This window comes from Ferrimonas marina (genome assembly GCF_900129905.1).
GTDB classification, from domain to species: domain Bacteria; phylum Pseudomonadota; class Gammaproteobacteria; order Enterobacterales; family Shewanellaceae; genus Ferrimonas; species Ferrimonas marina.
Genome location: NZ_FQXG01000002.1, coordinates 210,900 through 226,560 on the forward strand (window position 1 = coordinate 210,900; position 15,661 = coordinate 226,560).

The following is a 15,661-nucleotide window of genomic DNA, read 5'->3' on the forward strand; positions in this document are numbered from 1 at the left end:
ATGGAGAAGTGGGAACTTTGGTTGCTGATCGCCCTGGTGCTTGGGGTGGTGGTCAGCAACCTGATGGTGTTGAAGTACACCGCCAAGGTGAAACTGCCCCCCTTTATCGGCGGTAAGCCGTTAAGCCCGGAACAGAAAGCCACCGCCGAGCGACGCCGCAAAGAAGCCGAGCAGTGGGATGATGACAGTTGGGACAAAGACGACTGGGGCCAGGACGCCAAGCCCACCCAGTCCAGCAAGCCAGACACCAACACCTCAACGGACGAGAAATCGAAAGACTGACCCTGGCGCCGGCACCCGCGGTCGGCGCACCGCAACAGGCTCTTTGTGATTAGCTTTCAGCTCTTTGCTCTTAGTACCTAGCACCCAGCACCTAGAGCCCTGCTCTTAACTCCTAGCACCCAGCACCGAGAGCCTTGCTCTTAACGCCTAGCTCCTAAAAGACCCGCCCTAACCCCCTGCTGCTCCGACCTTTCCGCGATCCATACATTTATTACAACTTTGTGTCGCTTTAATTAAATGTGCGTCCGCCCGGTTGCGGCCTCTAGCAGGCTTTTGTTACAGTTAAATGGCAATCATAACCAATGAGGCAACTTTTATCGCATATCTTCAGAACAAGGAGTACTTATGACTTGCATGCACCGCGTAAAAATCTCTTCAAAGATCATCGAGGCCCCTACTGGCCGTTCCATGTTCACCCCTAACATCCGTCCTGAAGCCGATCCGCTACACGATACCCACGGGATGAAAGACCACGGCCGCACCCACCTGTTGTGTGAACTGCTGCACTGTCCCTACGACCACGCTACGCTGATCCCCTCGAAATAATCCAAACCCTGAAACGACAAAGCCCCGTTTCATCACGGGGCTTTGTGCTTTCTGTCCCTCAGAACCCCAGGCCATAACATCAGGATGGCTCCGCCCCCCCTTCCCTGCTCAGAGCTGCCACATCCTTTGCTCTGCATGATGACCTAGAAAAACTAATCTGAAGAACCAGTATATGTCATTGTTTTTTGGTGACTCTTCAAGGCTATTATTTGTACGCACCCAACGTAACAAACTGATGAGTGGAGGAGATATGGCACAGTCAGTGGGGCTCAACAGCCTGGAAATTGCGGTTTCTGAACCCAAGCGCACTTACTCAGTCAGCCTCAAAGGGCTGATGGCACACCTGATGGATGTGTTGACCGCCAAGCCTCAGGCCCGCTCCGTTACCCTGGATGCCCACAGCTTGCCGGCGCACCTGCAGCGCGATATCGGCCTGCTTCGCTAAGGTTTCGCGCACACCGGCTCATCCCCTGCCGGTGCCGCAAAAAAGCCCTGTCTGATGACAGGGCTTTTGTCTTTCTTTGCCTTGGGTTAGCTGCCGCTGGGGCTATCCGCGGACTGGCACTGCACCGTCGCTGTTTTCGGCGTCCAGAGCAAACCAAGGTAAGGGATCACTGCCGTTGGCAGCCCATTGAGGAAAGTGGTTTCGGTGGTGACGCTGTCCCAACCGTTGTTGCCACAGGCCTGCTCCAGGTTGACAGGCTGGCTAACCTCCACCAGTGACAGCGCCATGTTGTGATGCCACTGGGACTGGCTTACTGCCTGGTTGGTCGCTACGGGCTGATCATGGTCGAAGTGAATGGTGTGACAACCGGACAGCAGAACCAGCGCCGCCACCGCTACAAGACTCTTTTTCATACCGCCTCCTGGTTCAGAGCTTTATCTGAACACCACACCTTCACCGAATGGGGAGAGTAGATCCCCAGGGTCAAGGTGCTGAGCAGGCCGTTAAGAAAGGTTGCCTGGCTTTGCATCTGGGCAGCGCCCTGTTCGCCACACACCTCTTTGACGTTAACCCGCTCTTCGCCGGCGAGTCCCCACATGAAGAAATGGCGGGTTTCTTCGTAGCTAGGCAGGTTCGATACCGTGACGTTCGGGTCCGGCTTGATGGTCACCGTCGAACAGGCCGACAGGCAAAGCGTCAACGACGCCGCCAGAAAGAGTTGCTTCATTACCACATTCCTTTTGGTGATTAATGTTGAGCCCATGCTCGCTCAACACACTAGCAAAGCGGTAAGAAGCGAACTATGACGCCAATCACGGCGCCATAGTTTTTAACCCCTTGAGTTACCCGTGTTTTTTGAACAGTACCGTGTTCTCTTCGGCCAGCTGGGCATCCAGCTTGCGGCTGACAAACTCCGGGCTCTGGGTGTGACGGGCCAGCATGTGGTAAACCGACGGGATCACCAGCAGGGTGAACAGGGTCGCCACGGTAATGCCGGTGAGCACCACCACACCAATCACCAGGCGGGTCTCCGCCCCGGCACCTGTGGCCAGCACCAAAGGAATGGCCCCGGCCGCGGTGGTGATGCCGGTCATCAGGATCGGGCGAAGACGTGCCAGCGACGCCTCGATGATGGCGTCATCAAACTCTTTGCCCTGGTCCCTCAGCTGGTTGGCAAACTCCACAATCAGGATGCCGTTCTTGGCCGCCAATCCCACCAGCATGATCATGCCGATCTGCGAGTAGATATTGAGACTCTGACCAGTGAAGTAGAGCCCCAACAGCGCACCAAAGGTGGCCAAAGGCACCGTCAGCATGATCACCATGGGGTGGACGTAGCTTTCAAACTGAGCCGCCAGCACCAGGAACACCACCACCAATGCCAGGGCAAAGATGAAGGTCACGGCACTGCCAGACTCCTGGAAGTCCCGAGAGGCCCCCTTGTAGCTGACAGACGCCTCCTCCGGCAGGTAGGTCTCTACCAAGCCATTGAGGTAGGTCAGTGCCTCACCCAGGGTGTAGCCGCCGGCCAGGTTGGCCTCGATGGTGATGGCCCGCAACCGGTTGAAGCGGTTCAGGCTCTTGGCATCGGCGTACTCCTCCACCCGGACCAAGTTGGAGAGCGGGATAAGCTCGCCGCTGCGCTCGGCCTTCACATAAAGGGCGGACATATCGGCGGCGGTGTTCTGCCGGTCACGCTCCCCTTCGATGATCACGTCGTACTCTTCCCCTCGCTGGGCAAAGGTGGTGACCAGGCGGGAACCCAGCATCGATTCCAGGGTACGGCTGATGGCCCGCACCGACACGCCCAGATCGCCGGCCCGGTCGAGATCGATCACCACCCGCAGCTGCGGCTTGGTTTCCTTGTAGTCGTGGTCCAGCCCCGCCAGGCCCGGATTCTCTGCGGCCTTCTCCATGATGGTGTCACGCCACTGGGCCAGCTCCTCGAAGCTGCCACCGCCGATGACGAACTGCACCGGCTTCCCTACCCCGCGGCCAAAGGCCTGGCGCATGATGGGGAAGGCCTGAACCCCGGACAGGTCGCTCAAGCGGCCACGGATGTCGTTGACGATCTCAAAGGCGCTGCGACGGACTGCCCAGTCCTCCAGCACGATGATGGCCATGCCACCGGAGTAGTCCTCAGTGCGGCCAAAGGCGCGGGGCGCCCGGATCAGCAGTCGCTTCACCTCGCCAGCCTCCACCAAGGGCATCAGCCGGTCTTCGATCTCCAGCATGTAGCGCTGCATAAACTCGTAGGTGCTGCCCTCCGGGCCATTGACGATCAGGAACATGGAGCCGCGGTCCTCCTTGGGGGAGAACTCCGAGGGCAGCTTGGTCAGCAGCCAGCCGCTGCCCACCAGGGCCACAACAATCACCGAGATCACCAGGTAGGGCTTGTGTACCCAGCGCCCCAGGGCATTGCGGTAGTGGCCCTTGAGCCAGTCGACGCCGTTGTCGATGCGACGCACCAGCGCCGGGGTCTGCTCCACCGGCTGCAGGATCTTGGAGCCCATCATCGGGCTCAGGGTCAGGGCCACCAAAGAGGAGAGGATCACCGCCGCACTGATGGCGATGGAGAACTCACGGAACAGCTTGCCCAGATCCCCTTCAAGGAAGCCGATGGGCAGGAACACCGCGATCAATACCAGGGTGGTGGCGACGATGGCAAAGCCCACCTGGCGCGCCCCCAGGAAGGCGGCCTTCAGTGGCGGCTCACCCTCCTCGATGCGACGGTGGATGTTCTCCAGCATCACGATGGCATCGTCCACCACCATGCCGATGGCCAAAATCAGCGCCAGCAGGGTCAGCAGGTTCAGGGAGAAGCCCAGTGCATAGAGAATAATAAACGTACCGATCAGCGATACCGGCACGGTCACCGCCGGGATCAGCATCGCCCGCACGCTGCCAAGGAACAGATAGATCACCAAAATCACCAGCCCCATGGCAATAAACAGGGTGCGGTACACCTCATCCACCGAGGATTGAATAAATACCGAGGAGTCGTAGGAGCGCTTGATCTCCATCCCCTCCGGCAGAGTGGGATTGAGCCGGTCTACCAGGGCGTTGACCTCCCGCGCCACCTCCAGGGTGTTGGCGGTGGACTGGCGGGTGATGCCGATCCCCAGCATGTCCATGGTGTTGCCGCGGAACATCAACCGCTCTTCGTCGGAGCCCAGCTCGACCTTGGCCACGTCCGCCAGGCGAATTAGGTAACCATCCTGGCCGGCGCCGAGCACCAGCTTGGCGAAATCCTCCGGTTCCCGGAAGCTGCGCTGCACCCGCACCGAGAACAGGCGGGTGTCGGACTCGATGTAACCGGCGGGCAGTTCCACGTTGTCAGAGCGCAGGGCGTTCTCCACGTCCTCCACCGACAGGCCACGGGCCGCCAGCTTCTGCCGGTCGAGCCAGATCCTTACGGCATAGGTCTGGGCACCGCCCAGGTACACGTTGGCCACGCCATCGAGCACCGAGAACTGGTCTTGCAGGTAGCGCTTGGCGTAATCGCTCAGCTCCATGGTGTTGAGGCGGTCCGACACCAGGTTGAGCCACATGATCACCTCGCTGCTGCCGGACGCCTTGGCGATACGCGGCGCCTCAGCCTCGTCGGGCAGTTCGCGGATCAGCTGAGACAAACGATCACGCACGTCATTAGCGGCGGCATCGATATCGCGGCTGATCTCAAACTCCATGGTGACCTGGGAGCGGCCATCCTGGCTGCTGGAGATGATGTCGCGGATCCCCTCCACCCCGGAGACCCGGTCCTCGATCAGGCGGGTGATGCGATTCTCCACCACCGCTGCGGAGGCGCCGCGATACTCGGTCTGGATGTCGATCACCGGCGGGTCGATGCTGGGATACTCTCGCAGTGGCAGCTTCTCAAACGCCACCAGGCCAAAGGCCAGCAGCAACAAACTGATGACCGAGGCAAAGACTGGCCTGCGGACGGAGACATCGGTTAACAACATCAGACCGCCCTCTCACCGGTGAAGCTCTCTTCCTTTTCGGTCTGCACCTGTTGGCCGGGGCGGACCCGGTTGGTGCCCAAGGTGATCACTTTCTCGCCGGTTTGCAGCCCTTCGACAATCTCGACGCTACCGCGCTTACGCATCCCCAGCACCACCTGGCGTTGCACCACCTTGTTGTCGGCGTCCACCACGAAAACGTATTGGTTCTGCTGACGCGGCACCAAAGCTGCCTCCGGCACCACCACACCCTGACGCTGCTCCACAATCAGTTGCAGCGACATCAGCATACCCGGGCGCAGTTGCAGCTCGGCGTTATTGATCTCCGCCCGTACCACCACGGCGCGGGTGGTGGGGTCGACGCGACTGTCGATGCCGGTAACCCGGCCTTCGAAGGTTTGATTAGGGTAGGCGGCGGCGCGGGCCAGTACCTGTTTGCCCGGGCGGATCTCCGCCAGGAAGCGTTCGGGCACGGGGAAATCCAGCTTGACCACGGAGAGGTCATCCAGGGTGGTGAGCTCACGCTCCGGGGTCACCAAAGCACCAGGACTGACCGCACGAAAGCCGAGTAAGCCGCTGAATGGGGCACGAATATAACGGGCATCGAGCTCGGCTTGGTACTGGGCCAGGGTGGCCTTGGCCACGTCGATGTCGGTGAGGATCTTATCCAGTTCGTTGCTGGCAATGGTCTTGGCTTTAACCAGCCCTTCGATGCGACGGTACTCCCGCTCCTGCTCGGTCAGGTTCGCCTGGGCCGCTTGCAGCTTGGCTTGCTGTTCGCCATCGCGCAGGGTCACCAACAGCTGTCCCTGCTCCACCACGTCGCCGTCCTCAAAGTGAACCTGCTCCACCTTCTCGGTGATCTTGGCAGAGAGCACCACGGACTCCCGGGCGCGCACAGTGCCCAGCGCTTCTACCTCCCGCGCCATCGGCTCCATGCGAGCCTCCGCCACCACCACTCTGGGCGCTGGTCGCTCACCCACCTGGGCCTGGGTCTGGGTGGCTTGCCACTCTTTGTAGGCTACTGCCCCGGCCAATAATGCCAGCCCAACAATGGCTGCCGTCCCGCTCGTCCGCATGGTCACACCTTCTTCTCCTTGAGGGTTTGGTTCAGTCTAGCGCCCAACCTTTTTGAAACAATGCATATCACATTCCGTTACAAAAGGTTGTTCAGCGCCCTCTGGTCAAGGTGCGGTGGTTACGGGCAGGGCTTACGGGTCGATCACCCGGTTGAGTGAAATGACAAAAGGTAGGGTGTAAAAAGAAACCCCGACGCGATGGCCGGGGTTTCTGTTTATGCAGCCTTGCGGTGCTCTGGGTCCGCCAGCTGCTGCTCCAAAATCCGGGTAACGAACTCCGGGCTGTTGGTCCGCTTGGCCAGCATGTGGTAGACCACAGGGATCACCAGCAGGGTGAACAAGGTGGCGATCACCACCCCAAACAGCACTACCACGCCAATCACGAAGCGGGTCTCGGCACCGGCGCCACTGGCCATCACCAGCGGGATGGCGCCGGCGGCGGTGGTGATGCCGGTCATGATGATGGGGCGCAGTCGGGCCAGCGCCGCTTCGACAATGGCATCGTCAAAGGCCACGCCCTGGTCCCGCAGCTGGTTGGCAAACTCCACAATCAAGATACCGTTTTTGGCCGCCAAACCAATGAGCATGATCATGCCAATCTGCGAATAGAGGTTGATGCTCTGATCGGTAAAGTAGAGCCCCACCAACGCGCCAAAGGCCGCCAGCGGCACCGTCAGCATGATCACAAAGGGGTGAACGTAGCTCTCAAACTGCCCCGCCAGCACCAGGAACACCACCAGCAGCGCCAGGGCGAAGACAAACACCACCGACGAGCCGGACTCGAAGTGGTCCTGCGATGGGCCCTTGTAGCTGATCATGGCATCGGAGGGCAGCAGGTCTTTTACCAGGCCGTTGAGGTAATCCAGCGCCTCCCCCAGGCTGTAGCCGTCGTTGAGATTGGCGGTAATGGTCACCGCCCGCATCCGCTTGTGGCGGTTGAGGCGGTTGGCGTCGGCAAACTCCTCCACCTGTACCAGGTTAGACAGCGGGATCAGCGCCCGGGTGCGGTTGGAGCGCACGTAGATGCTGGCCAGATCCTCGGCGGTATTCTGTCGCTCCCGCAGCCCTTCGAGGATGATGTCGTAGTCTTCACCCCGCTGCTCCATGGTGGTCACCACCCGGGAGCCGAGCATGGTTTCCAGGGTTCGGCCGATGTCCCGCACCGACACGCCCAGGTCATTGGCCCGCTCTTGGTCAATCACCACCCGCAGCTGGGCCTTGGTCTCGTGGTAGTCGTGGTCGAGGTTGCGCAGGCCCGGGTTGTTCTCCGCCTCCTCCAGGATCAGATCCCGCCACTGGGCCAGCTCCTCGTAGCTGCCGCCACCAATGACAAACTGCACCGGTGAACCGACGCCACGACCAAAGGGCTGCGGCGTCCCGGCGCCAACGCGCACCCCGGCCAGATCGCGGAACTCTTCGCGCAGCTCATCGACGATGTCGAAGGCGTTGCGTCGCTCGCTCCAGTCCGCCAGGCGCATGATGGCCACGCCGTTGTTGAAGTCCTGCACCCGGCCCCAACCGCGGGGTGAGCGCATCGACAGGCTGATCGCCTCACCGCTTTCGATGTAAGGCATCAAGCGATGCTCAATCTCATCGACGTAGGGGCGCATGTATTCGTAGGTGGCACCCTGGGGCCCGTGGAAGCCCACGTGGATGGAGCCACGGTCCTCGCGGGGGGCAAACTCGCTGGGCAGCTTGTTGGCAAAGTAGGCGCTGCCGACAATGGCAAAGCCCACCAATCCCATCACCAGGCCCGGGTGCTTGCTCCACACCTTCAACAGAGCGCGGTAACGCACCTTCAATTTATCCAAAGCGCCATCCACCTTGACGACGATCCAGGGGGTGTGGCTGTTGGCTTTGAGCACCTTGGAGGCCATCATCGGGCTGAGGGTCAGGGCGATCAGGCTGGAGAAGATCACCGCCGCACACATCGCCACCGAGAACTCCCGGAACAGGCGGCCCAGATCGCCGTCCATAAAGCCGATGGGCAGGAACACCGCCACCAGCACCAAGGTGGTGGCAACAATGGCAAAGCCCACCTGGCGGGCGCCGAGGAAGGCGGCCTTCAACGGCGGCTCGCCCTCTTCGACCCGGCGCTGGATGTTCTCCAGCATCACGATGGCGTCATCCACTACCATGCCGATGGCGAGGATCATCGCCAGCAGGGTAATCAGGTTGATGGTGTAGCCCAGGGCATAGAGCACCATAAAGCTGGCGATCAGCGACACCGGCACCGTGATGGCGGGAATGAGTACCGCCCGCACGCTGCCCAAAAACAGGTAGATCACCAGCACCACCAGTGCCATGGTCACCAGCAAAGTGGAATACACCTCATCGATGGAGGCCTGGATGAACACCGAGGTGTCGTAATCCGGGCTCAGCGCCATGCCGTCCGGCAGGGTGCGATTGATCTGCTCAATGGTGTGGTGCACATCAGTGGCCACATCCAGGGTACTGGCGGTGGACTGGCGGGTGATCCCCAAACCAATCATATCCTGGCCATTGGTGCGGAAGGTGCGGCGGTCCTCATCGGCGGTGAGCTCCACCCGGGCGACGTCCGACAGCCGCACCAGGTAGCCATCGCGACCGTTGCCGATCACCATCCGGCCGAAATCCTCCGCCGAGCGGTAGCTGCGCTGTACCCGCAGCGAGTACTGCATGCTCTTGGACTCCAGCGAGCCGGCGGGCAGCTCAACGTTCTCGCTGCGCAGGGCGTTCTCGATGTCGGTGACCGTCAGGCCCCGGGCCGCCAGCTTCTCGTTGTCGATCCAGACCCGTACCGCGTAGGAGCGCGCGCCGGCGATGTGCACCTCGGCCACGCCGTCGACCACGGCAAAGCGATCCAGCAGGTAGCGGTTGGCGTAGTCGGTGAGTTCCAGGTTGCCCATGCGATCCGAGGTCAGGTTGACCCACATGATCACCTCGGAGTTGCCCTCGGCCTTGGTCACCCGGGGCTGGTCTGCCTCCTGGGGCAGGCCGATGCGGGAGACCTTGTCGCGCACGTCGTTGGCCGCCACATCAATGTCGCGGCTGGAGCTGAATTCGATGTTGACCGAGGCTCGACCATCGCGGCTGAAGGCGGTGATGTTGCGGATCCCTTCGATGCCGGAGACCCGGCTCTCGATCAACTGGGTAATGCGGCTGTCCACCACCGCCGCCGAGGCGCCCCGGTAGCCGACGCTGATGTTGATCACCGGCGAGTCGATGTTGGGGTATTCCCGCAGCGGCAGCTTGCCAAAGGCCACCAGGCCAAAGGCGATCAGCAGCAGGCTCAGAACCGAGGCAAAAACCGGGCGCTTAACCGAGACGTCTGTCAGCAGCATCAGCGGGCTCCCAGGTGGGTAAAGCGTTCCGCCCGCTGCGGGTCAACGGTATAGCCGGCGCGGATGCGGTCACGGCCGCGGATCACCACCGACTCACCCTCGTCCAGACCCGCCAGTACCTCCACCTTACCGCGGGTGCGCCAGCCCAGGCGGACACGGCGGCGCTCAACGGTGTTGTCCTCGCCAACGATGTAGACGTAGTGGTCCTGCCGCTGGGCCAGGATCGCCTCCTCCGGGATGACGATGCCTTCGCGTTCGTCGGTGATCATCCGCAGGGTCATCAGCATGCCGGGGCGCAGCTTGAGATCACGGTTGTTGATCTCAGCGCGGATCATCACCGAACGGGTGGTAGGATCCACCCGGCTGTCCACGTGCAGCACGGTGCCAAAGAAGCGCTCCTCCGGGAAGGCCGCCACCTGTCCCACCACCGGCTTACCGGCGCGGATGCTGGCCATATGGCGCTCCGGCACATTGAAATCCAGGTGGACAGTTTCCAGGTCATCCAGGGTAGTGATAGGGGTGCTGGGGGTCACCAGTGCGCCGACACTCACCTCGCGCAGGCCCAGCACGCCGTCGAAGGGGGCGAAGATCTTGCGGGTCTTCAGCTCAGCGTTGTAGCGGGCCACCTCCGCCTGGGCCACCTCAATCTTGGTGGCCAGTTGGTCCAATTGGCTCTGGGCGATGGTGTGCTGCTTTACCAGCTCCTCGATGCGGCCATATTCACGCTGGTGCTCCTCCAGCCGAGCCTGGGCCTCCCGCACCCTGGCCTGCTGCACTCCGGCTTCCAGCGTCACCAGCAGATCACCCTCGCTGACCCGCTGGCCGCTGTCGAAGTGGATTCCGTCGATCACCTCGTTGACCTTGGAGCCGATCTCCACCGACTCCCGGGCACGGATGTCGCCCAGCGCCTCGACCTGTCGGGTCACCGAGGAGTACTTCGCGTCTTCCACCACCACACGCACAGTGCGGTCGCGATTCTGACGTTCAATGCGCTGTTGATCCCAGTGATCTTTGAGCCAGACGCCCGAAGCCAGGAAAAGGACCATGATAAAACCGGTAATGAGGGAGTTTTTCATCGTTTTTATGTGCTGCTACAACCGCCAGACTGCAGTTTAGCCAAGGCCTAAGGCGAGACAATGGCATTTACGTTGCATTACCCAGAAATTCGTTACCAAACTTGTATTTTTACAAGCTTGCAACCTGAGGCATTGGCCAAGGATGGACTCGCTAAGGGAAGTCGCTTCCCCTAGACTGTCGCGGTCAAATCCTTCAACAAGAGCCCTGTATGAGCATTGAACGTATGGAAACCGGCGCCCGCATGAGCCGGATCGTGAAACACAACGACACCGTCTACCTCTGTGGCCAGGTCTGCAAAGACGCCGACGCCGACATCACCGAGCAAACCCAGACCATGCTGGACAAGGTCGACGCCCTGCTGGAACAGGCTGGCAGCGATCGCGAGCACATGCTCTCCGCCACCATCTACTTGAGCACCATGGATGACTTTGCCGCCATGAATGCCGTCTGGGATGCTTGGGTGCCCGCCGGCCATGCCCCGGCCCGCGCCTGCGTCGAAGCGGCCATGGCTCGCCCTGCGCTTAAAGTCGAGATCTCCGTGGTGGCCGCGGTAAAACGCTGAGCCTCTGCCTGAGCTTGAAACGAAAAAGCGCGATGACCGTTCGACGACCATCGCGCTTTTTAGATGCTTTTAACTGCATCTTTGCTTCCGTTATCAGCCCTTATCCATTCGAGAGCTGGGCACGCCTCCCATGGCGACAACGTACTCTTTGATCTCCTCCACCAAGAGCTTTTTGATGCCGGACACCTGCTCAGAAAAAGGCGACCACACCGCCAATGGGAAAGCGACCTCCCGCAACACCTCATCCGCCTGCACCGCCACCAATCGCTCCTTCACGTACTCGGTCTCGATCAGCGCCCGCGGCAGCAAACTCCAGCCCACCCCCTGTTCCACCAGCTTTATTGCCAAGGACAATTGATCAACCCGCTCATAGTTGGCGGAGAGGATCACCTTCTCAGACAGCTCATCCTCAATCATCGAGCTGAGCACCAACTGGCGTTCGGTCTTTAATGCCGTGAAGACCTGATCGGAGGGCATCTTGGCCAATGGGCTGTCTTTGGCAACGTAAGCGCCAAAGGTGAGATAACCCAGGAAGGTGGCATCCATGCTGTGGATGACGCTGCGCTGCTCGATATTGACAATGCCGATGTGAACCCGGCCCTCGTTGAGCGCACTTTTGGTCTCATTCTTGGTGAGGGCGATAAAGTTCACCGCCATGCTGGGGTACTTCTCCGCCAAACGCAGCCGGATTGCAGCCAACAGGCCGTGGGGCAGGATGGTGGTATAGCCCAGGTTGAGGGTTTCGAGCTGGTTGAAAGAGAGACTCAGGGCAAACTTATCAAAGGCGCGAGCCTGCTCAATCACCTGCTTGCCGTAGTGGTAAAGCTTCTCCCCTTCGATGGTGGGATTGACCGACCGGCCCACCCGCTCAAACAGCTCCACCCCCACCAGGTCTTCCAGGTTGCCGATCACCTGGGCCACCGTGGTACGGTGCTTCTCCAACTTGGCGGCGGCCTTACTGAAGCTGCCGTACTCGTACACGGTGACAAAGGCACTGAGCTGTTCAAGGCTGAAAAGCATCTGGATTCCCTCACTATTTTGCCATAATCCTGGGCGACTCATTCTCACGGGCGCAAAAGTCTAACCATTCTCACCTTGCCCGTTTCTGAACAGATGATCGAGTTCAATTGTAGGATTTCGTCCGTCAAGTGCGATTGTTCCGTTGCAATCCTCGTCGCTAGTATGCGCCCCCACAGCCGATGGGAGCCAATACAGCGGGTAACCCCTGCATCAACAACAGTGCCTCTCTCATCGCCTGATGCGCCCTCCTCGGGCAACTCGATACGATCTGAACAAGGGAGTTCGGATCCGACGATGATCCGACCCCTTCCATAGCTTTGGCGGGTCGCTATCTGGAATGCACATCATGAGTTACCAAGAACAGTTCTCGCCCTACCAAGTTGCTCTGTCGTCCGCCAAGTGGATGACCCTGTTTGTTGGCCTGTCCATTGGCGCTGATGCCATGGCGGAGCAAACCGAAGAGGAGTTCGTCGCCTCTGCCGGTAAGCCCAATGTGTTTGAACAGCACGGCCTGCCCGCCAACCTGCCGAAGCTGGGCCTAAGCTCCCTGAGCCAGAGCGAGCACCTGCTGGAGCTGGCCACCCGTCGCTACGAGACCGAGGATGGCGTTGAAGAATCCCAGGCCTTTTTGGTGCAGACCACTGACACCAAGGGCAACATCGACTTGCGCATTAAGTACAACCCCTCTGAGCTGGACGAGCATGAAGACCTGGTGGATCGCATCGAGACCCTGACCCGCTCCCAGTACCGCCTGAAGAAGTACGCCCAGAGCTACGACCGCTCCTCAGTGCAGGTGGATGAGCAGGACAACGGTCAGCTGGTGATCAGCTTTAACTACTCCAAGTTTGGCCTGCCCCAGGACATCGCCTACTTCCGCCACATGCAGGTGGAAGTGGTGGCACAAGACGGCGAGGTCGAGACCATGACCGTCACCAACCGCGAGCCCTTTGATCTGGATGGCTACCGCATCAATGAGTACCGCCAAACCCTGAACTTCCGCACCCTGGAGAATGGCCGGGTGCTGATGGCGCAAAAGGTGCTGGACGCCAAGGGCACCCGCAAGGGCAAGCCGGTATCCCTGCACCTGGAAGTCACCCCGGTTGCGGTGTACGACGACGAGCTGGGCACCGTGGTGCTGGATGATCCGCTGCTGCAGAAGGCCTCTGATCCGCGTCTGCGTGAGCAAACCGTTAAGCTGCATCGCGTGTTCCCGCTGATGGGCGATATGGTGCGCCGACAGGGCATCGACCTGCCCCTGCCCTTTGGTGTGTCCGTCTCCTACCGCAACCAGAACATGGACGTCGGCTTTAACGACTTCGACATCATGGGCGCCATCCTCAACGACGTTATCGATCCTGAGGCCACCTTCGGCGATGTAAATGCGGAGATCCTGACCGTCCGTGGCGACGTGAACATCCTGCCTTTCTGGAACGTGTTCGGTCATGTTGGCAAGCTCAACGTCACCGCCGACGTAGACGCCCAATACACCGGTCTGCTGGGTGACGTGCTGGAAGACAACCTGGGTACCATCGGTGGGCCGATGGCCTGTAACTACCTGGAAGGACAACTGGGGGCCAACCTCTGTGACCCGACCCGCTTTAACGTGCCGCTGGATCTGAACTACACCATCGCCGGTGTGGGTACCACCCTGTCAGTCGGCTACAAGCAGTTCTTCGCCTCGGTGACCGCCAGCTTCACCAAGACCCTGTTTGAGAACAGCGATCACTGGGGTGATGGCGTACTGACCGTACAGCCAATGCTGGGTTACCAGTTTGCTGACGCCCGCGCCCAGGTGTTTATCGGTGCTGAATACCAGGACCTGGACCCGCGCATGACCGGCAACCTGGGCTACATCGACGCCCTGGGCCGCGACTTCACCTACGACGTGGGGGTAGAGCTGAACAAGTGGGCTGGCCTGATTGGCTTCAACAAGCAGATTGGCAAGAACTTCAACCTCACCGCACTGTACAACCTGGGTGAGACCCGTGACTCCTTCACCCTGAACCTGGGCTACCGGTTCTGATTTGACCCTCGGCCACCAGCCGGACTGGAAACAGCGCTGGTGGCCCGACTATTGTGATACCTAAGATGAAGAAAAACAGAACCCTAGCAGCGGCAGCCATGGCACTGGCCGCGCCCCAGGCACTGGCCGCCATCGACTTTAGCGATCCAGTCGATGGCCGCTTCGACATGGGCAACTACCTGGCGGAGAACGCCTACGGCTTCTTGCCGGTGCCGATCATCGTCACTGAGCCCGCCGTGGGCTACGGTTTTGGTGTTGCTGGCCTGTTCCTGCACGAGTCCGAGGCGGACAAGCAGGCCCGCAAAGAGCAGGCACTCACCAGCTTTGACGGCGGCGCTTCCCTGCTGCCGCCGGCGGCGACCGTGGTCGGTGCCCTAGGCACCGAGAACGGTTCCTGGTTTGCCCTGGCAGGCCACCGCCACACCTGGGGTGAAGATAAGATCCGCTACCTCGGTGGCGTGGGGATGGGTCAGATCACCCTGGATCTCTACTCAGACCTCGGCGGCCTGCTACCCAACGATCAGCGCATGAGCTTCAACACTGAGACCGAGGCCGTAGCGGTACTGCAGGAAGTGCAGGCTAGAGTGGGCGACACCCCGTTGCTGCTCGGGGTGAAACAGTTCTATGCCAAGACCACCCTCTCCTCCTCCAGCGACATCGTCGATGGCATCTTCCGCCTGACCGGATTGGACGACAGCACCATCTCAGGCCTGGGTTTGGTGGCGGAGTACGACACCCGCAACAACCTGTTCTACCCGACCGAAGGCTACGAGGTGAGAGTCGATTACATGGTGTACGACGACGCCATCGGCTCTGACTACGACTACCAGAACCTCACCGTCACCGGTGAAGCCTACTTCCCATTGGCAGAGAAATGGGCCGTGGCTGTAGCTGGTCGCTACGAGGCGCAGTACAGCGATGAGTCCGTGTTGCCGCCCACCATGCAGCCCTACATTCAGCTGCGCGGTATTTCGGCCTTCCGCTACCAGGGCGATGAAGTCGGCGCGGTACAGGCCCAGCTGAGCTACAAGATCGACAACCGCTGGACCCTGCTGGGCTTCTACGGCGTCGGTCAGACCCGTCAGGACAGCCTGACCAGTGGTCAGGAGAGCCGCACCGCCGACGCCTACGGTACCGGCTTCCGTTACAAGATCGCCCGACGCTACGGCATCCACATGGGGGTGGACGTCGCCTTCAGTGACGAAGACCAGGCGTTCTACATCACCATGGGCACCGGCTTCTAACCCAAGCCCATCCCAGACCCTCAAACAAAAAGTACCGGACGGCCCCACGAGGCCGTCCGGGTATGGCTGTGCTCCATCGACGGATCACGCCCATCAAA

13 protein-coding genes are annotated in these 15,661 nt (G+C 60.5%); 6 read left to right on the forward strand and 7 right to left on the reverse strand.

Going from position 1 to position 15,661, the window contains the following annotated elements; genetic code table 11:
* From BUC04_RS04640 to BUC04_RS04650, 3 genes are all read left to right on the forward strand, one after another.
* On the forward strand, positions 1-282 hold the full coding sequence (locus BUC04_RS04640; protein WP_067657588.1) for a DUF2897 family protein: 282 nt from the start codon (positions 1-3) through the stop codon (positions 280-282).
* 354 nt (positions 283-636) lie between these two features.
* Entirely contained in the window at positions 637-828 is a 192-nt protein-coding gene (locus tag BUC04_RS04645; protein ID WP_143165538.1) for a hypothetical protein, read from the forward strand.
* Between the two features lie 250 nt (positions 829-1,078).
* Entirely contained in the window at positions 1,079-1,273 is a 195-nt protein-coding gene (locus tag BUC04_RS04650) for a hypothetical protein (RefSeq protein WP_067657582.1), read from the forward strand.
* An 86-nt stretch (positions 1,274-1,359) separates the two neighbouring features.
* Here BUC04_RS04650 and BUC04_RS04655 read toward each other — a convergent pair whose 3' ends face one another.
* From BUC04_RS04655 to BUC04_RS04680, 6 genes are all read right to left on the reverse strand, one after another.
* On the reverse strand, positions 1,360-1,686 hold the full coding sequence (locus tag BUC04_RS04655) for a Bor/Iss family lipoprotein (protein ID WP_067657579.1): 327 nt from the start codon (positions 1,684-1,686) through the stop codon (positions 1,360-1,362).
* On the reverse strand, positions 1,683-2,000 hold the full coding sequence (locus tag BUC04_RS04660; RefSeq protein WP_067657576.1) for a Bor family protein: 318 nt from the start codon (positions 1,998-2,000) through the stop codon (positions 1,683-1,685). Before BUC04_RS04660 ends, BUC04_RS04655 begins: the two co-directional genes overlap by 4 nt.
* A gap of 115 nt (positions 2,001-2,115) precedes the next feature.
* Positions 2,116-5,238, reverse strand: coding sequence for an efflux RND transporter permease subunit (locus BUC04_RS04665; RefSeq protein WP_067657573.1), 3,123 nt, complete (start codon positions 5,236-5,238; stop codon positions 2,116-2,118).
* On the reverse strand, positions 5,238-6,314 hold the full coding sequence (locus tag BUC04_RS04670; RefSeq protein WP_067657924.1) for an efflux RND transporter periplasmic adaptor subunit: 1,077 nt from the start codon (positions 6,312-6,314) through the stop codon (positions 5,238-5,240). The genes BUC04_RS04665 and BUC04_RS04670 overlap by 1 nt, the downstream gene beginning before the upstream one ends.
* Positions 6,315-6,529: 215 nt before the next feature.
* A complete protein-coding gene (locus BUC04_RS04675) occupies positions 6,530-9,637 on the reverse strand; it encodes an efflux RND transporter permease subunit (RefSeq protein ID WP_067657570.1) in 3,108 nt (1,035 codons plus the stop codon).
* The gene (locus BUC04_RS04680; RefSeq protein ID WP_067657567.1) at positions 9,637-10,713 is read right to left on the reverse strand and encodes an efflux RND transporter periplasmic adaptor subunit; all 1,077 of its coding nucleotides are present in this window, start codon (positions 10,711-10,713) and stop codon (positions 9,637-9,639) included. The genes BUC04_RS04675 and BUC04_RS04680 overlap by 1 nt, the downstream gene beginning before the upstream one ends.
* Positions 10,714-10,922: 209 nt before the next feature.
* Between BUC04_RS04680 and BUC04_RS04685 the strand changes: the two genes are divergently transcribed.
* A complete protein-coding gene (locus BUC04_RS04685) occupies positions 10,923-11,276 on the forward strand; it encodes a RidA family protein (protein WP_067657564.1) in 354 nt (117 codons plus the stop codon).
* A 93-nt stretch (positions 11,277-11,369) separates the two neighbouring features.
* Here the strand turns inward: BUC04_RS04685 and BUC04_RS04690 are convergent, their stop codons facing one another.
* Complete coding sequence (locus BUC04_RS04690) at positions 11,370-12,296, reverse strand: LysR family transcriptional regulator (protein ID WP_067657561.1); 927 nt, start codon at positions 12,294-12,296, stop codon at positions 11,370-11,372.
* A gap of 346 nt (positions 12,297-12,642) precedes the next feature.
* On the opposite strand from BUC04_RS04690, the gene BUC04_RS04695 reads away from it, so the two are divergent.
* Complete coding sequence (locus BUC04_RS04695) at positions 12,643-14,319, forward strand: porin family protein (RefSeq protein ID WP_143165539.1); 1,677 nt, start codon at positions 12,643-12,645, stop codon at positions 14,317-14,319.
* Positions 14,320-14,384: 65 nt separating this feature from the next.
* Positions 14,385-15,563: a BamA/TamA family outer membrane protein gene (locus tag BUC04_RS04700; RefSeq protein ID WP_082766597.1), complete on the forward strand. Its 1,179-nt coding sequence runs from the start codon at positions 14,385-14,387 to the stop codon at positions 15,561-15,563.
* Positions 15,564-15,661: the final 98 nt, after the last annotated feature.